14 protein-coding genes are annotated in these 17771 nt (G+C 74.0%); 3 read left to right on the top strand and 11 right to left on the bottom strand.

The window, feature by feature from the left end; translation table 11 throughout:
• Nucleotides 1-146: 146 nt before the first annotated feature.
• From obgE to ACQPW6_RS10595, 9 genes are all read right to left on the bottom strand, one after another.
• A complete protein-coding gene (obgE, locus tag ACQPW6_RS10555; protein WP_433889313.1) occupies nt 147-1589 on the bottom strand; it encodes a GTPase ObgE in 1443 nt (480 codons plus the stop codon).
• A gap of 155 nt (nt 1590-1744) precedes the next feature.
• Nucleotides 1745-1999 (bottom strand): 50S ribosomal protein L27, encoded by a 255-nt coding sequence (gene rpmA / locus ACQPW6_RS10560; protein WP_433889314.1) that lies wholly within the window; start codon nt 1997-1999, stop codon nt 1745-1747.
• A 14-nt stretch (nt 2000-2013) separates the two neighbouring features.
• Entirely contained in the window at nt 2014-2334 is a 321-nt protein-coding gene (gene rplU, locus ACQPW6_RS10565; protein ID WP_433889315.1) for a 50S ribosomal protein L21, read from the bottom strand.
• 491 nt (nt 2335-2825) lie between these two features.
• Nucleotides 2826-6779 carry an Rne/Rng family ribonuclease gene (locus tag ACQPW6_RS10570; RefSeq protein ID WP_433894489.1) on the bottom strand — a complete coding sequence of 1318 codons (3954 nt, stop codon included), beginning with the start codon at nt 6777-6779 and terminating at the stop codon, nt 2826-2828.
• A 1162-nt stretch (nt 6780-7941) separates the two neighbouring features.
• Complete coding sequence (locus tag ACQPW6_RS10575) at nt 7942-8724, bottom strand: TIGR03936 family radical SAM-associated protein (RefSeq protein WP_433889316.1); 783 nt, start codon at nt 8722-8724, stop codon at nt 7942-7944.
• Between the two features lie 218 nt (nt 8725-8942).
• Entirely contained in the window at nt 8943-9968 is a 1026-nt protein-coding gene (locus ACQPW6_RS10580; protein WP_433889317.1) for a hypothetical protein, read from the bottom strand.
• A 10-nt stretch (nt 9969-9978) separates the two neighbouring features.
• A complete protein-coding gene (locus ACQPW6_RS10585; RefSeq protein WP_433889318.1) occupies nt 9979-10998 on the bottom strand; it encodes an MBL fold metallo-hydrolase in 1020 nt (339 codons plus the stop codon).
• The gene (locus ACQPW6_RS10590; protein WP_433889319.1) at nt 10970-11623 is read right to left on the bottom strand and encodes an ArsR/SmtB family transcription factor; all 654 of its coding nucleotides are present in this window, start codon (nt 11621-11623) and stop codon (nt 10970-10972) included. The genes ACQPW6_RS10585 and ACQPW6_RS10590 overlap by 29 nt, the downstream gene beginning before the upstream one ends.
• A gap of 123 nt (nt 11624-11746) precedes the next feature.
• Nucleotides 11747-12907: an ROK family protein gene (locus ACQPW6_RS10595; protein WP_433889320.1), complete on the bottom strand. Its 1161-nt coding sequence runs from the start codon at nt 12905-12907 to the stop codon at nt 11747-11749.
• Between the two features lie 106 nt (nt 12908-13013).
• On the opposite strand from ACQPW6_RS10595, the gene ACQPW6_RS10600 reads away from it, so the two are divergent.
• The 3 genes from ACQPW6_RS10600 to ACQPW6_RS10610 all read left to right on the top strand — a co-directional run bounded on the left by ACQPW6_RS10600 (nt 13014) and on the right by ACQPW6_RS10610 (nt 15897).
• Complete coding sequence (locus ACQPW6_RS10600) at nt 13014-14477, top strand: APC family permease (protein WP_433889321.1); 1464 nt, start codon at nt 13014-13016, stop codon at nt 14475-14477.
• A 76-nt stretch (nt 14478-14553) separates the two neighbouring features.
• Nucleotides 14554-15141, top strand: a complete 588-nt coding sequence (locus ACQPW6_RS10605) for a GNAT family N-acetyltransferase (RefSeq protein ID WP_433889322.1) — start codon at nt 14554-14556, stop codon at nt 15139-15141.
• 126 nt (nt 15142-15267) lie between these two features.
• Nucleotides 15268-15897 carry a GOLPH3/VPS74 family protein gene (locus ACQPW6_RS10610; protein WP_433889323.1) on the top strand — a complete coding sequence of 210 codons (630 nt, stop codon included), beginning with the start codon at nt 15268-15270 and terminating at the stop codon, nt 15895-15897.
• 83 nt (nt 15898-15980) lie between these two features.
• On the opposite strand, the gene ACQPW6_RS10615 is transcribed toward ACQPW6_RS10610, so the two are convergent.
• Together ACQPW6_RS10615 and ACQPW6_RS10620 are read right to left on the bottom strand one after the other, a co-directional pair.
• Nucleotides 15981-17021: a MarR family transcriptional regulator gene (locus ACQPW6_RS10615; protein WP_433889324.1), complete on the bottom strand. Its 1041-nt coding sequence runs from the start codon at nt 17019-17021 to the stop codon at nt 15981-15983.
• Nucleotides 17022-17206: 185 nt separating this feature from the next.
• Nucleotides 17207-17758 (bottom strand): GNAT family N-acetyltransferase, encoded by a 552-nt coding sequence (locus tag ACQPW6_RS10620; protein ID WP_433889325.1) that lies wholly within the window; start codon nt 17756-17758, stop codon nt 17207-17209.
• Nucleotides 17759-17771 lie beyond the last annotated feature (13 nt).

Below are 17771 nucleotides of genomic sequence, written 5' to 3' on the forward strand. Positions count from 1 at the left end.
GCGGCCAGCGACCGCCGTCCACCCCGGCAGCGCGTCACACTGATCGTCTTCGCGCTCCAGCGTAGTATTTGTCGCTTTCCCCTGCATACACGGGTGCCGCAGTTCCCCGCTCCCCTACGGGGCGCTCCCCCGCCGGGGGCGGGCGGCTAGGCGAAGGGGTCGAAGCCGCGGAACTCGTCGTCGGACTCGTCGCGTTCGGCTTGTTTGTCGCGGCGGCGGGTGACGGCCGGGCGGGGCTCGTCGAAGCGGTGGTCCTCGCCGCGTCGGCCGAGCATCTCCGCGCCCGCGGCCATCGTCGGCTCCCAGTCGAAGACGACCGCGTCGTCGTCCGCGCCGATCGCCACGCCGTCGCCGGGGTTCGCACCGGCCTTGAGGAGGGCGTCCTCGACGCCGAGGCGGTTGAGGCGGTCGGCGAGGTAGCCGACGGCCTCGTCGTTGTTGAAGTCGGTCTGGCGGACCCAGCGTTCGGGCTTCTCGCCGCGGACGCGGTAGAGGCCGTCCTCCTCCTGGGTGACGGTGAAGCCCGCGTCGTCGACCGCCTGCGGGCGGATCACCACGCGGGTGGACTCCTGCACCGGGGTCGCCGCGCGGGTCTCGGCGACGATCTTGGCCAGCGCGAAGGACAGTTCGCGCAGCCCCTCGTGCGAGACCGCGGACGCCGAGAAGACCTGGTAGCCGCGCGCCTCCAGGTCCGGCGTGATCATCTCGGCCAGCTCCCGGCCGTCGGGTACGTCGATCTTGTTGAGCACGACCAGCCGCGGCCGGTCCTCGAGGCCGCCGCCGTACGCCGCCAACTCCGCCTCGATGACGTCGAGATCGGACAGCGGGTCGCGGTCGGACTCCAGCGTCGCGGTGTCCAGTACGTGCACGAGCACCGAGCAGCGCTCCACGTGCCGCAGGAACTCAAGGCCCAGCCCGCGTCCTTCGCTGGCGCCGGGGATCAGCCCGGGCACGTCGGCGATCGTGTAGACGGTCGAACCGGCCGTCACCACACCGAGGTTGGGCACCAGCGTGGTGAACGGGTAGTCGGCGATCTTCGGCTTCGCCGCGGAGAGCACCGAGATCAGCGAGGACTTGCCCGCGCTCGGGTAGCCGACCAGCGCCACGTCGGCCACGGTCTTGAGTTCGAGCACCACGTCCCGGGCGATCCCCGGCTCGCCGAAGAGCGCGAAGCCGGGTGCCTTGCGGCGGGCCGACGCGAGCGCCGCGTTGCCGAGGCCGCCGCGGCCGCCCTGGCCGGCGACGAAGGTGGTGCCCTGGCCGACCAGGTCGGCCAGTACGTTGCCCTGCGCGTCCATCACGACCGTGCCGTCCGGCACCGGCAGCACCAGGTCGGTGCCGTCCTTGCCGGACCGGTTGCCGCCCTCGCCGGGCTTGCCGCTGGTGGCCTTGCGGTGCGGGCTGTGGTGGTAGTCGAGCAGCGTGGTGACGTCCTGGTCCACCACCAGGATGACGTCGCCGCCGCGGCCGCCGTTTCCGCCGTCGGGGCCGCCGAGCGGCTTGAACTTCTCCCGGTGCACGGAGGCGCAGCCGTGGCCCCCGTTACCCGCGGCGACATGCAGCTCGACGCGGTCCACGAAGGTGGTCATGGTTGCTTCCTCCAGATACATACGGTTGGTCCAGGTTGGCGCGTTTCACCACGTGGTGCAACACGCCGAGGGCGGGCCCGCTTCCCGTTGCCAGGAAGAGGGTCCGCCCTCGGAGATGGTGCTCTTCGTTCTACGGTCGTGCAGCGTGCCTGGGGTCAGGCGGCCGGAACGATGTTCACGACGCGGCGCCCGCGCTTCTTGCCGAACTCGACCGCGCCGGCGGACAGCGCGAACAGCGTGTCGTCCTTGCCGATGCCGACGCCGGAGCCCGGGTGGAAGTGCGTGCCGCGCTGGCGGACGATGATCTCACCGGCGTTGACGACCTGGCCGCCGAAACGCTTGACGCCCAGCATCTGGGCATTGGAGTCGCGACCGTTCCGAGTGGACGATGCGCCCTTCTTGTGTGCCATGTCTCCTCAGTCCCTTACTTCGCAGCCGCGGGAATGCCGGTGATCTTCAGCGCCGTGTACTGCTGGCGGTGACCCTGGCGGCGGCGGTAGCCGGTCTTGTTCTTGTAGCGCAGGATGTCGATCTTGACGCCCTTGTGGTGGTCCACAATCTCGGCCTCGACCTTGATCCCGGCCAGCACCCACGGGTCGCTGGTGACAGCGTCGCCGTCCACGACGAGCAGGGTCGAGAGCTCGACCGCGTCGCCCACCTTGCCGGTGGAAATCTTGTCTACCTCTACGATGTCGCCGACAGCCACCTTGTGCTGACGGCCACCGCTACGCACGATCGCGTACACGCGGAACTCACTCTCTCGCTCAGTCGGACCCCTGATGCCAGCCGTCCCGATGGAGCGCGGGGGGCCTCTCCCGGCGGACCGGGAGGAATTTGCTCAGAAGTGGGCGCAGAAACGCCGAAGGTCAAGGCTACGTGTCGGCCTCCGGCCCGGTCAAATCCACCGGGCGCTGCGCGCCCGGACCCCGAGCCCCCACCGGCCTGGGGGCATCCCCGACCGAAGGTTGGGGGCCGGGAAACAACAGCACCAGCCCCTCCTGGCCGGCGGCCACGCGCGCCACCGTCGTGGCTTGTGGCGCAGTTCCCCGCGCCCCTGGTGAAGCCCGGGCACATCGCGCCCGCGCGGCGGCAGCCGCAGGTTGGGAACGGGCCTGCGCCCCTGAAAAGACCCGTTCGGCCGGGGCGTCCGCGCGGGGGTGGATCTGCGGGCGGGGCGTTGCGGGAAAACGCCGGCGGGCGGCCCCGTCGTGGGGGCGCCCGCCGGGGTGGTGCCGGTTATTCGGCCGGGGTGGCCGTCTTCTTCGTGGCGGACTTCTTCGTGGTCGTCTTCTTGGCCGCGGCCTTCTTTGTCGCGGCCTTCTTCGCCGTCTTCTTCGCCGCTGCCTTGCGCGGGGCGCGCTTCTTCGGCTCGGGCTCGGACTCGGCGGGCTCCTCGGCGGTCGCCGGGGTCGGGACGACCACCACGGCCGCGTCGTCGCTCGCCGCGGTCGCCTTGCGGGTCGCGCGGCGGCGCGGGCGGGGTGCGGGCTCCGTCGTCACCGCGGGCTCGGCCGCGGGCGGTTCAGGCGCGGGCTCCGCCGGGGTGACCACCGTGACGGCCTCGGCCGCGGCCGGCGGGGAGCCGGCCGGGGCGCTGACCTTGCGGGTGGCCCGGCGCCGGGTGCGGGCCGGCGGCTCGGTGGAGACCTCGGGCTCGACCGGCACGGCCGGCTCGCTGACCGGGACGACCACCACGGCCGGCTCCGGCTCGTCGGCCGCCGGCGGGGCGCCCGCCGGAGCGGTCGCCTTCCGGGAGCCGCGGCGCCGGCCGCGGCCACGCGAGGAACCGGCCGCGGCCTCCGCCTCCGCGGCACTGCCGAACCACTCCTCCTCGGGATCGCCCACCGACGGCACCAGCTCGGCCTCGCCGACCTCGATCGGCTCCAGCTCCGGCAGCTCCTCCGCCGAGTCGACCTCGTGGTCGTGCTCGTGCTCGTGGCCGTCGGCGCCGTTGCCGTTCCCCGACTTGCCGCCGCGCCGCTTGCGCTTGCCGCCACCGCCGCCGGTGGTGGTCGCCTGGTCCATGTGGACGATGACGCCGCGCCCGTTGCAGTGCACGCAGGTCTCGGAGAACGACTCCAGCAGCCCCTGGCCGACCCGCTTGCGGGTCATCTGCACCAGGCCGAGCGAGGTGACCTCGGCCACCTGGTGCTTGGTGCGGTCCCGGCCCAGGCATTCGAGCAGCCGCCGCATCACCAGGTCGCGGTTGGACTCCAGCACCATGTCGATGAAGTCCACCACCACGATGCCGCCGAGGTCCCGCAGCCGCAGCTGCCGGACGATCTCCTCGGCCGCCTCCAGGTTGTTGCGGGTGACGGTCTCCTCCAGGTTGCCGCCGTGCCCGGTGAACTTGCCGGTGTTGACGTCGACCACGACCATCGCCTCGGTCTTGTCGATCACCAGTGAACCGCCGGACGGCAGCCAGACCTTGCGGTCCAGCGCCTTGAGCAGCTGCTCGTCGATCCGGTACGTCGCGAAGACGTCCGTCTCGGAGGTCCAGCGCGACAGCCGGTCGGCGAGGTCGGGAGCGACGTGCGTGACGTAGTCGTGGATGGTGCTCCACGCCTCGTCGCCGCTGACGATGACCTTCGAGAAGTCCTCGTTGAAGATGTCCCTGACCACCCGGACGGTCATGTCGGGCTCGCCGTAGAGCAGCGTCGGCGCGTTGCCGCCCTTGCTCTTGCGCTTGATGTCCTCCCACTGCGCCTGCAGCCGGTCCACGTCACGGCGCAGCTCGTCCTCGCTGGCGCCCTCCGCCGCGGTGCGCACGATCACGCCCGCGTCCTCGGGGACGATCTTCTTCAGGATCGTCTTGAGCCGGGACCGCTCGGTGTCGGGCAGCTTGCGGCTGATGCCGGTCATCGAGCCCTCGGGCACGTAGACCAGGTAGCGGCCGGGCAGCGACACCTGGCTGGTCAGCCGGGCGCCCTTGTGGCCGATCGGGTCCTTGGTGACCTGGACCAGCACCGGCTGGCCGGACTTCAGCGCCGACTCGATCCGGCGCGGGCCGCCGCCGAAGCCGAGCGCCTCGAAGTTGACCTCACCGGCGTACAGCACCGCGTTGCGGCCCTTGCCGATGTCGACGAACGCGGCCTCCATCGACGGCAGCACGTTCTGGACCTTGCCCAGGTAGACGTTGCCGACGTACGAGGTGGCCTGCTCCTTGTTGACGTAGTGCTCGACGAGGACGTCGTCCTCCAGCACGCCGATCTGGGTGCGGTCGCCGTTCTGCCTGACCACCATCACCCGCTCGACGGCCTCACGGCGGGCCAGGAACTCGGCCTCGGTGATGATCGGCACCCGGCGGCGGCCCTGCTCGCGGCCCTCGCGGCGGCGCTGCTTCTTGGCTTCAAGGCGGGTGGAGCCCTTGATGGACTGCACCTCGTCCATGCCGGTGCCCAGGTGCGAGGTGTCGGCCTTGGCGCGCGGCTCGCGCACCTTGACGACGGTGCGCTCCGGGTCGTCGGCGACCTGGCGGCCGTGCTGGCCGTCGTCACCGCCGGAGTCAGAACCGCGGCGGCGGCGACGGCGGCGCCGGCGACTGCTGCTCGAACCGCCTCCGGCGTGGTCGTCGTCGGACTGGTCCTGGTCGTGGTCCTGGTCGTGCTCGTCGTCCGAGGACTCGTCCTGCGTGTCGTCCTCGTCCTCGCCGGCCGCGGCTCCGTCGTGCTCGGCGGAGTCGCCCCGGCGACGGCGGCGGCCACCGCGGCGGCGGCGGCGCGAGGACGGGCGGTCCTCGCCGTCGCCGTCGGTGTCGGCGTAGCCCTCGTCGTCGGACTCGTCGTCCTGGCCGTGGTCGCCCTGGTCGGCGGCGGCCGCCTCGGGCTGCTCGGTGTCGTCGGCCACGGCGGCGGGCGCGTGGTCGGCGCTTCCGCCACGGCGGCGACGGCGGCGGCGCGGGCCGCCGCCCTCCTGCTCGTGGTCCTGCTCCTCGGCGACCGCCTCCTCCGCGGCGGCCGGCTCGGCCGGCGCGACGGCCGCGGCCTGGGCCGGCTCACCGGTGGCCGCCTGGAACACCGGCGGCTGGAAGACGGCCGTCGGCGGACGCGACGCGCGGCGCCGGCCGCGGGCCGGCGGTGTGGCGCTGCTGGTGCCGAGTTCGAGCGTGACCGACTGCGCCGGGATGTCGAACGCCTCGGCCAGCGCGGCGATCGCCTGGTTCGCGGCCTCTTCGAGCGTGGCGCCGTACCCGCGGATCTCGTACGCGTCGTCGACCTCGACGGCCCAGCCGTCGCCGTCCTGCACGGCCTGCCCGGTGTACGCGTTCACGGGGGCCTCGGTTTCGGTCTCCTGAGCGGCGGGTGCGGCGGGTGCGGCGGGTGCGGCCTGCTCCTGCGCCGCCTCGCCCGCAGGCGCGAGCGCGCCGGGCTTGAGCCGCCGCGAGCTGTCCCCGGCGGAGAAGGTGGCCGCGGGCGCGGCCTTCTTGCCCCGGCGGCGCGAGGTACGACCGCCGGTCTCGGCTTCGGAGGCGGGTGCGGCGGGTGCCGCTTGCGCGGCGGCGGCCGGGAAGGACGCTTCCCGGGGGTCGGCAGCCGGCGCCTCGGCCGGCGCGGCCACCTTGCGGGTGGCGCGTCGCCGCGCACGCGGCGGAGCAGCGGAGTCACTGGCGGAACCGTCCGCACCGGAGCCGGCCGCGGTGTCAGCGACGGCAGCCGGCGCGGCGGAAGCAGCCGCGTCGCCGGCGTCAGCGGAGCCGGAGGCCGCAGCCTCGTCGGGCGTGGCAGCCGGAGCCGCCACCTTGCGGGTGGCACGCCGCCGCGCACGCGGCGGAGCAGCGGAGTCGGACCCGGCAGCGTCAGCACCGGAAGCGCTGTCCGCCGAGGCGGACCCATCGGCGCCCGAACCCGACCCGGCCGCAGCGGCGGAGCCACCGGCCGACGCCGCGCTGGACGCGCTGCCTGCCGCGTCGGCCTGAGAGCCACCAGCGGCGGTGCCGGACGCGGCGCCCGAGGCCGCGGTCTCGGCAGGTGCCGCCACCTTGCGGGTGGCACGCCGCCGCGCACGCGGCGGAGCAGCGGAGTCGCCGGCGTCACCGGCGTCACCGGCGCCAGCCAGGCCGGACGCGCTGCTTACCGCGTCAGCGGAAGCCGACCCGGACGCGGCAGCGCCGGACGTGCGGCCCGCCGAGGCGGAACCGTCCGCGCCCGAGCCGGAGCCCGTGTCGGCGGCAGAGCCACCGGCGCCGGCCAGGCCGGACGCGCTGTTTACCGCGTCAGCGGCAGCCGACCCGGACGCGGCAGCGCCGGAGCCCGTGTCACCGGCAGCAGCCGGGCTGGACGTGTCAGCGGAGCCCGAGGCAGCAGCCGGAGCTGCCACCTTCCGGGTGGCGCGGCGCCGGGCGCGCGGCGGAGCGGCGGACTCGGCAGCGTCAGCCGTACCCGAGGCGGAACCGCCCGCGTCAGCGGAAGCCGACCCGGACGCGGCAGCGTCGGACGTCGAACCAGCACCGGTCCCGGACGTGCGGGCCGCCGAGGCGGACCCATCCGCACCGGAGCCAGACCCGGCGTCACCGGCAGCAGCCGGGCTGCTCGTGTCAGCGGAGCCCGAGGTAGCAGCCGGAGCCGCCACCTTGCGGGTGGCGCGCCGCCGCGCACGCGGCGGAGCAGCGGAGTCGCCGGCGTCACCGGCGCCAGCCAGGCCGGACGCGCTGTCTACCGCGTCAGCGGAAGCCGACCCGGAACGGGAGGCGCCAGCGCCGGACGTGCGGCCCGCCGAGGCGGAACCGTCCGCGGCCGAGCCGGCGTCGGGCGCCGACCCCGCGTCAGCGGCAGCCGTGACGTCGCCGGACGCGGCAGCGTCAGAAGTGGGTGTCGAGGCCGTCTCGTCGGGGGAAGCGGCAGCCGCCGCTGTCTTGCGGGTGGCACGGCGCCTGGGCCGCGCGGGGGCCGCCTCGTCAGGCGCGTCGGCGCCCGCGGGGGCGTCCGGGCTGGTCGCCGCAGGCGCTTCCGCCGACTTGCGGGTGGCGCGGCGGCGGGCCGGGGCGGCCGGGGTCTCGTCCGCGGGGGCCTCGCCGGTGGGCGGGCCTGCCGGGCGGGAGGCCGCGCGGCGGCGGCGCGGCGGGGTGGTGGCCGCTTCTGCGGGCGTGTCGCCGGCCGCGGACCTGGGCTCGTTCGGTTCTTCGGTCTGGTCGTGCATTCGGGCATTGCTCCCGTCATGCTCCCGGGCGCCGCGTCCGGTTCGGTGGCGGCGGGCCGCTTGGATCGCGGGCCGGCCTCCGGGGCGCGGGCGCCGCACGGGAGCTGTCGTGTCGCTCGGCGGCCCGCCCTTGGGGGGCCGCCGAAAGTCTCAAGTGGTCAGCGGCGCCGGACCCGGGTGGCTCCCTGGTGCGTCGGCGGACGCTTCGACGACGCGGCTACGCGGAACCGGCCGGTACCGCCGCGGCGTCGCGATCGGGCGCTAGCGGGTCCGTGACCGTGCCGGTCTCCTCGTCGAGCGGCCCCTGCGCCAGCCTGGTCACCGCTGCGGGGACCGGCGGCGCGAGGTCGGCCGTCGCATGGAGGCCGGACAGTACGTCGTCGGGCCGTACGGCAGGTGTCAGGTGCCGCACAACCAGCCGCAGTATCGCACAAGCGCGGTCCCGCGGCCTATCGACACCCTGTTCGGACGTGTCGTCGTTAGAGTGATCGTCATCTCCGGCACCCGGCGCCAGGACCTCGAACCGCGTCACCGCGGCCCGGCAGTCGAAGGTGCGGATGCCGTTCTTCGTCGAGCGCTGTACTTCCACGGACTCCGCGGCGAGGAACGCCGCGACTGCCCGCTGTGCTTCGGCCGGCTCGACACCGTCGAGCCTGAGCTGCCAGACGGACGCCTCAAGGCGCTCGACCAGCCCCGACGTGCGGGCCTCGACCGCCTCCGTGACGTCGAGCCCGGTGGGCAGCGACTCGTCGAGCAGCAGCCGCAGCTTCTCCGGGTCCCGCTGCTCGGCGAGCGCGATCTCCAGGTACTCCGCCTCGCTGCCTACGCCGGTGGGTGCGGCGTTGGCGTACGACACCTTCGGGTGCGGGGTGAACCCGGCGGAGTACGCCATCGGCACCCCGGCGCGGCGCAGCGCGCGTTCGAAGGCGCGCTGGAAGTCGCGGTGGCTGGTGAACCGAAGGCGTCCGCGCTTGGTGTACCGCAGGCGGATGCGCTGCACCGCCGGTGCGGGCGGCGGGCCTTCGGGCTGTCGCTTGCCCAGTGTCGTTCAGTCCCTAGTTGCGTGTCGTGCGTGTGGTGCGGGTCGGCTCAACGCGGGGAGTCAAGGGACTCGGCGAGTCCTTCACTCCCCCAGTACCCAAGGTTACGCCGCGTCGCGCATTGTCGGTGCCGGGGCGGCTCCGCCTGTGGATAACCCCGGCTGCCACCCTGCCGGCGTCAGCCCTCCTGCGGCGGGCGGGCGTACGGGTTCCGGACCGGCTCGGGCTTGCTCGGGCCAGGTGCGTACGGTCCTGTCGTGTACGGTCCGGGCGCCGGTGCCGCGGGTGCGTTCCCGCCGGGCGGCGCGGCGTACGGGTTCGGGACCTGCGGCTGCGCGTACGGGTTCTGGGCCGGCGGGACCTGGTGGCGGGACCAGGGGGCCTCGCCGGGCGGGTAGTCCTGCGGGGCGACGTACCCGCCGCCGGGCAGGTGGGAGGCGCGCTCGCGCGGGGCCGGGGCGCCGAAGAGCGCGGTGCGCACGCCCCGCCGGGCCTCGCGGACGGCCTGCGCGACCGGGTGCAGGATCTCCCGGCGGACCCAGCGGCCCGCCGCCCGCAGCCCGCGCAGCACCGGAGCGCCGGTCCAGCGCCACACCCAGGCGACCGGGATCGCGACCAGCACCCGGAACGTCCGGGCCACCCCGCGCCCGATCGCCCGCGACACGTACCCGGCGGCGTGCCACGCCCAGGCGACCGCCGCACCGATCGCCCGGGCGACCGGCATGACGACCCACTGCCACAGGAAGACCAGCGGCACCACGAGCAGGATCCGCAGCACCCAGCCGACGGCCCGGCCGACCGGCGCGAGCACGTACCGCCACAGCGCCACCGCCGGCCACACCAGCAGGTAGCGCACCAGGAAGACCACGGCCACGGCGACCGCGGCGAGCACCGGCGAGATCAGGTAGTGCCAGATCCACACCGCGGGCACGACGAAGAGCACCCGGCCGACCGGCGCGAGGACGTACCGCCACAACGCCGCGAGCCCCCGTCCGAGCAGGTTCAGCGGCGGCGCGAAAACGTTCCGCCAGATCCACTCCAAGGCGATGCCGATACCCCTGGCCACCGCGCACAGCGCGTCCCACAGCAGCCGCAGCGGCAGCACCACGACGAACGCGACCACCCTGACGGGCAGTCTGACGGCCGCCACCAGGCAGCCGTCCCCACCGGGAGCCCCCGCCCCCGTCCCCCGTTCATATGTCATGCCCAGAACCCTATGGCCTGATCTCGCCGTTGCGACGCCGGAGGGGTCGGACGAGCGCGCTGCACACCCGGTGTGCCAGGCCGCGGGCGACCAGGGCGAGCAGGTCGGTCCTGCGGGGCTCCAGGTAGATGACGAAGTTGTCGAACCGGTGCACTCCCGGCCGGCCCGCGACCGACGCCGCGGCGTCGCGGATCGCGACCACGTCGTCGGCGGTCATTTCGAGCGGCGCCTCGTCGGGCTGGCAGGTGGCGCCGAGGGGGTGGTCGCGGCGCGGCCGGCGGGTCATCTCGACGTGGCCGCCCAGCACATGGGTCACCCGCCGCTCGGCGGCGAAGGCGGCCAGCCGGTCGAGCGTGGCGAGGTAGGCGGCGGAGTCGAAGGCGTACAGCCGCCCGGGCAGCACGGTGTCGCCGGTGAGCAGGATCCCGGTCCGCGGGTCGTGGACGGTGATCGCCGCCTCGTGGTGGCCCGGCGAGCCGAGCACCTCGAGCACCCGGCCGCCCAGGTCGAAAGACACCGTCCCGGTCGGCCAGTCCGCGCCGAAGCCGAAGAACGACCGTACCGACTCGGCGTCCCGCGGCAGCACGGTGGTCGCGGGGCGGCCGGCGAACTGCGGGTCGGCGGCCAGGTGGTCCTGGTGCCCGTGGCTGTGCGCGACGACCAACTCGTAGTGCGCCCTGGGGTGTTCGGAGAGCCAGCCGGCGATCAGCCGGTCGACGGTGGCGCGCAGCGGGAACAGTGCCGGGTCGGCGGTGGCGCCGGTGTCGAGCAGCAGCGCCCGGTCGTCGCCGAACAGCAGGTACAGGAAAGGGGCTTCGTAGCTGAGCGACTTGCTCTGCCTCAGGATCACGGTGTGCTCGTCGTAGTGGTGCACCTGGATCGGCGGTTCTGCGGCGCGCCGCCGGCCGGGCGTTCCGTGCGCCCAGCGGGCCGGCAGCGAGCCGGGCACCGGGGCCGAGTCCGGCGCCGGTTCCGGCCGCGCCCGACCGCCGTGCCCGCTGTCAGGTGCCGGATTCTCCGTCAGCGTCATCTCTGTCCTCCGGTTCGGTGGTCGGCAGGGGCTCCGGCGCGGGTTCGGCGTCGCCGTCCGCGTCGAGGGCGGGCAGCGGCGTGGCCGCCATGAAGTACCGGACGTGGCGCTGCCCGGGCCGCAGCGGGCCGCCGGCCGTCTCGGACCTGGCGATGTACGGCTCAAGAAGGGCGCGCCACTTCTCCTCGAGTTCGGCCGCGTCCGCCGCCGACAGCGCGGCCACCGCGGAGACGACGCCGGTCTTGTGCCGCCACTCGGCCGGCTCCTCGTCCCGGCGGCCGATGTGGTCCAGGATCGCCCGGGTCTCCCGCTCGACCAGCACCCGTTCGAGCTGCCCGCCGACCAGCCGGTCGGCACCCTGGCCGGCCGACCTGATCCGCAGTGTCGGCCGCGGGTCCGGCAGCCGCCACTTCCGCTCGCGCTTGTCCCGGCCGGGGCCGGCGTCCTCGACGAACCCGTATCGGGCCAACTGGCGCAGGTGGAACGAGCAGTTTGCCTGCGGCACGCCGAGTGCCCGACCGCAGCGGGCGGCCGTCGCCGGGCCGGTGGCCACCAGCAGGTCGAGCAGGTCGAGGCGGAGCGGATGGGCCAGGGCCTTGATCGCCCCGGGGTCGCTGATCTCCATTCCCAAAGAATACTTTGGGTCTTCGAGATGTCAATGCTTTCTTTGGCTTCTGCCGGTGATGCCGATCCGGTCGGCCGGGCCCGCCCTCAGGCGGGGGCCGCCGTCAGGTGCGGCGGACGAAGGTCACGTCCGCCGGGCGAACGTCAGGTCGCGGGCGGTGTCCAGGGCTGTCGCCACCGCGCCGAGCAGGACCGCGTCCTCGCCGAGCGCGCTCGCCGCGATCTTCGGGCGCAGCGGGGTGAGGCGGCGCAGGGTGTCGCGGACGGTCTGGAGCAGCAGGTCGGCGCTGTGGCCGACGCCGCCGCCGAGTACGACGAGGTCGGGGTCCAGCACCGCGGCGACCGCCGCCACCGTGTGGGCCAGCCGCTCGCCCTCCTGGCGGACCGCGGCGACGGCCGCCGGGTCGCCCGCGCGGGCCGCCTCGAAGACGGCCTTGGCGGTCGGCGCCGGTGACACGCCCAGCGCGCGGGCGGCCCGCACCACCGCGTCGGCGGAGACGGCGTCCTCGATGGTGTCGGGCTCGGTGCGGCCGGCCCACGGCAGGAAGCCGATCTCGCCGGCCGCCCCGTTCGCGCCGGTGAACAGCCGCCCGTCGGCGACCACTCCCATGCCCAGGCCCGTGCCGATCATGACGTAGACGAACAGCCTGCTGCCCGCCCCGACGCCGAAGGAGTGCTCGCCGAGCGCGGCGAGGTTGGCGTCGTTGTGCACCGCGAGCGGTACGCCCAGTTCCTCGCGCATCCGGTCGAAGAGCCCGGCCCGGCCCCAGCCGGGCAGGTGGTGGGCGTAGCGGACCCGGCGGGCCCGCGGGTCGTAGACGCCCGGGGTGCCGACCACGGCGTGCGCGACCTCCGTGACGCCCGCGTCGGCGACCACGCCGTGCGCGGTGGAGACCACCAGGTCGGCCATCGCGGCCGAGCTGCGGGCCCGGTTGCGTACGTCGGCGCGGGCCACGATCGTGCCGTCCAGGTCGGCGAGCGCGATCCGCAGCCAGTCGCGGCCGATGTCCACACCGAGCGCGTACCCGGCGGCGGGGTCGGGGGCGTACAGGACGGCGACCCGGCCGCGTTCCGGCGCGTGCAGGCCCGCCTCCTTGACCAGTCCGGCCGCTTCGAGTGCGGCCAGCGCGCTGGAGACGGTGGGCTTGGACAGGCCGGTCTCGCGGGCGAGTTGGGCGCGGGAGGCGGGTGCGGCCCGCAGCCGTTCCAGCAGCAGCCGCTCGTTGGAGCTGCGCAGACGCTGCTGATTCCAGGGCTGCTGGGAGCCGTCGACGCTGCTGGTCATGCATGCATTCTCGCTCACGGGCAGAAGATCGGGGCAAGGTCTTGACGGCATTAGTAAGGGAACTTAACTTAAGCCCCCTGTCATGCACACCGGCGAGGGAGCCACCATGTCCGGAAGCCAGACCCCGACCGGCGGATTCGTCCGCCGGATCGGGCTGTTCCAGGCCACCGCCATCAACATGAGCCAGATGTGCGGCATCGGCCCGTTCGTCACCATCCCGCTGATGGTCGGCGCGTTCGGCGGCCCGCAGGCGATCATCGGCTTCGTCGCGGGCGCGCTGCTGGCCCTCGCCGACGGGCTGGTGTGGGCCGAACTGGGCGCCTCCATGCCGGGCTCAGGCGGCAGCTACGTCTACCTGCGGCAGGCGTTCCAGTACCGCAGCGGCCGGCTGATGCCGTTCCTGTTCGTCTGGACGGCGATGCTCTTCATCCCGCTGATCATGTCCACCGGAGTCGTCGGCTTCGTGCAGTACCTCGGCTATCTCGCGCCGCACATGGGCAAGACCACCGGCGACCTCATCGGGCTCGCGATGATCGCGCTGGTCATCGGGCTGCTGTGGCGCGGTATCGAGCACATCGCGAAGATCACCGCCGTGATGTGGGTGGTGATGATCCTGTCCGTGGTGCTGGTGATCGCCGCCGCCGCGAGCGACTTCTCCGCGCACCTGGCCTTCACCTACCCCGCGCACGCGTTCTCGCTGACCACCAGCCACTTCTGGGTCGGCTTCGCGGCCGGTCTGACCATCGGCATCTACGACTACCTCGGCTACAACACCACCGCGTACATGGGCGCCGAGATCAAGAACCCCGGGCGAGTGCTGCCCCGGTCGATCATCTACTCGATCTGCGGGATCCTGGTGATCTACCTGCTGCTGCAGATCGGCACGCTCGGCGTCATCGACTGGCACCGGATGACCGACCCGCACGACATCGCGTCCACCTCGGTGGCCTCCGCCGTGCTGGAGAAGAACTGGGGCAAGGGCGCGGCCGACACCGTCACCGTGCTGATCCTGATCACCGCGTTCGCCTCGGTCTTCACCGGGCTGCTCGGCGGGTCCAGGGTGCCGTACGACGCGGCCCGCGACCGGGTGTTCTTCCGGCCGTACGGGACGCTGCACGCCAAGCACCGCTTCCCGGTGTGGGGTCTTGCGACGATGGGCGTGGTCACCGCGATCGGCTTCCTGATCGGCCGGCACACCGACCTCCAGACGCTGATCCAGCTGCTCACCACCGTGATGGTGATCGTCCAGGCACTCGCGCAGATCCTCGCCGTGGGCGTGCTGCGCCGCCGGCAGCCCGGGCTGCGCCGCCCGTACCGGATGTGGCTCTACCCGGCGCCCGCGGTGCTCGCGCTGATCGGCTGGCTGGTGATCTACGGGTACGCCGACAAGAACTCGCCCGGACGGCACCCGATCGAATGGTCGCTGGCGTGGGTGGCGCTGGGATGCGTGGCCTTCGTGCTGTGGTCCCGGTACGAGAAGGTGTGGCCGTTCGGGCCGAGGGAGATCTCCGAGGAGTACCTGGAGGGGGCCGATCCGGACGCGGCGCCCGAGCCGGCCGCCACCGCGTAGCCGCCGGGCGGCCGCCGGGCCCGGGCCACGGGTATTGCGGTGGCACCGGGCGGCCGGGGAGCGGCAGACTGAGGTGATGCCGCAGCTCATCGCTCCAGACGTCCGCCTGCACGCCTCGTTCCTCGCCGCCATGGATGAGTTCCGGGCCGAGGGGCGGGGCGGCATGGCCGACAACTCCATGGTCGGCGAGGACATCCGACGCCATGGCGCCGACTGGGCCGAGCCGGATGTCTTCGCCGCGTATGTCGCCGCCCAGCGCGCCGACGCCGACGAGGACGCGCCCCGCAAGCCGGGCTTCGTCCCGTGCACCAACCTGTGGTGGGCGCAGGGCGACGAATACCTCGCCCGGATCGCCATCCGGCACCGGCTCACCGACTTCCTGCGCGACTACGGCGGCCACATCGGCTACGACGTCCGCGCGTCGGTCCGGCGCCGCGGCCACGCCACCGCGATGCTCCGCGCCGCGCTCCCGGTCGCCGCGCGGCTCGGCATCGCGCAGGCCCTGATCACCTGCGACACCACCAACACCGCCTCCCGCCGGGTGATCGAGAAGTGCGGCGGCGTCCACGAGGACCAGCGGGGCGGAAAGCTGCGCTTCTGGGTCCCGACCTCCCCGGCTGACGTGGCCGACCCGGCCGACCCGCCCGGCCGACCCCCCGGCTGACCCGGCCGACCCGCCCGGCCGGCCCGGGGAGACCGTTCCGCCGTGTCCTTCCCGCGCGGGCGCGGGGGCGGCCTGGGACAATCGGGCCGGCGGCCTGACCGCTGACGCCCCGACGTGGAGTCTTCGATGACCACAGCGCAAGACCTTCTGATCATTACCCTCGACATGCCGTCCGCGCGGCCGGTGGAGCGCGGTGACCTGTCGCTCGCGCTCGCGGGGGCCGAGCTGATCGATCTGCTGAACGCCGGGGTCGTCAGGCTGGCGGACGCGCGCGTGCTGCCCACCGGGCAACCGGCCGACGTGGAGGGGCTGTTGGCGCAGGCCGCGGCCTCGCTGCCGGCGGCCGCACGGCCCGGGAGCGAGCCGCACGAGTCGGTGGACGACTGGCTGTGGCGGCGCGGGCGCGGGCTGTCCGCGGTCTATCTGGACGCGCTGGAGGCCGAGGGCAAGCTCACCAGGGAGCGGCACCGGCGGCTGCTGGTCCTGCACAGCAGCCGGATGGTGCTGGTGGACTCCCCGGCGCGCAGCCGCGCGGCCAACCGCTGGGCGGCCGACGAGCCGGTGCTGATCGCCCTCGCCGCGGCCGTCGGCATGCGGATCCGGCGGATCGACGAGGTCGAGGGCATCTCGGACGACGCCGTGGCGTCCGTACTGGCCGCCGTCATCGACGCGTTGACGGAGCTGGCGGGCGAACGGCACCGGCGGGCGCGCAAGCTTGAGGATGCCGCGACGGACAACGTCCAGCGCGGGTACTGACAGGCGCGGGTACTGACAGGCGCGGCTACCGACAGCCCGGCGCCACGGACGCGGCGCCACGGCCCCAGCGTCACGGCCCCGCGCTACGCCCGCCCCGGCGCGGCCTGGCCGCCGTTGAGCAGGCTGACGCCCAGGCTGGTCGGGCTGTGCAGCACCGCGTTGCGGTTGCGGGTGGTGCTGACCAGGCCGGCCTCGCGCAGCGTCGTCGCGTGCTCGCTGGCGCTCGCCGGGGCGATGCCGACCAGCACGGCCAACTCCTTGGTGGAGCAGCCCGGATGCTCGGCGATGGTGTGCAGCACCCCGGCCCTGGTGTGGCCGACGAGCGAGGCCAGCGACCCGGCGGTGGGCGCCCGCCTCCCCTGGCCCTCGTCCCCGTCCGGCGCGGTGGCGAAGACCGGCAGCGAGCGGGCGTGGGGGTCGATTCCCGCCGGATAGGTCAGTACGGGCTGCGGCTCGGCGTCCGGGTCGATGACCGGGGCCTCCACGCCGAAGGCCGACGGGACGAGCAGCAGCCCCTGGCCGCGCAGATACAGGTCGTCGTCGTAGCCCGAGGCCATCGTGACCTCAAGTACCGGCGGGCGCCAGCGGATCCGCCCCGGGTTCACCGCGGCGAGCAGCACCTCCATGCCGCCGCCGAGCACCTGCCGCATTCGCGCGCTCCGGTCGGCCGCCGCCAGGCTCCGCACCTGCTCCCAGTGCGGTTCGAGCACCTGCCCGTACACGTGCTCAAGGCTGTCGAAGAGCGCCCGCAACAGGTCGCGGTCGTCGGGCAGTTGACGCGTCCAGGACGGCAGCGGCTGGTGCTCGGCGACGTGGGCGAGGTCCGCCCGGACCACGGACCTGGGCGTGGCACGCGCCCGGTCCAGCATCTCCCGCGGGCTGCCGATCCCGGGCGCGGCAAGGAAGCCCGGCACCACGCCGAGCGGCGGCACCAGGTCGAACATCATCCTGGCCTGCGGGCGCAGCCCCTGCCTGACCCGCCGCCGCCAGGCGTCGAACCGCACCGGGTGCTCCCGGTCGCGCAGCACCCGTACCGCGGTGCTCAACTCGAAGAGCGGCGGCGGCACTTCCGCGACCCGGGTGCGCGCCAGGTCCTGCACGGTGAAGTGAATCCGGTAGGCCATGCTCTCCCCGTCACCCGTCGCCCTCCTGCCGGGCTCCCCCGCCGATCCTCCCGGAATGCCGCTCTTCGGCCCAGATCGAATCAGGTCGAGTAATCCGCGTCAAAGGCGCAAGCTGAACGAGTGCTGACCCCCACGGGGGTGGGGTCAGCACCCCGGCCTCCGTCCTGCCGCCGCCCGGCAGCGGCTCAACCGGCCTGCGCGGGCGGGGTCCAGAGGGCGAGCCACTGCTCGGCGCCCCATTCCTCGAAGCGTTCGAGTTCGGTGAAGCCGAGCTTCGTCGCCAGGCGCATCGAGGCGTGGTTGGCGGTCTGGGTGCCGAGGAGCACCGGCTCGCCGGGGAGTTCGGCGGCGAACCAGGCCAGGGCCGCCGTGCACGCCTCGGTGCCGTAGCCGCGGCCCCACGCGTGCGGCAGGAACAGGTAGCCGAGTTCGGTGCCCGCGGCCTCCGGGTGGCGGTGGTAGCCGGGGCGCTCGGGGTCGCGGGCGTTGAGCTCGATCGTGCCGATCAGCGCCCCGTCCCGCTCGACCACGAAGAAGCCGGCCCGCCGCCCCGGCACCTCGGGCACCATGCGTTCGAGCTCCTCGCGCGAGCTGGGGCCACCGACGTAAGTACCCACCTCAGGCGAGGCGTTCAGCTCGATGACCCCCGAACGGTCCCGGGCCTCGGAAGGCCGCAGCACCAGCCGCTCGGTGGTGATCGGGGCGGGCGGCCAGGCTATGGGACGCGTATCTGTCATGCCGGGAGACCCT

Source organism: Streptomyces sp. CA-111067 (assembly GCF_050956065.1).
Classification (GTDB): Bacteria; Actinomycetota; Actinomycetes; order Streptomycetales; family Streptomycetaceae; genus Actinacidiphila.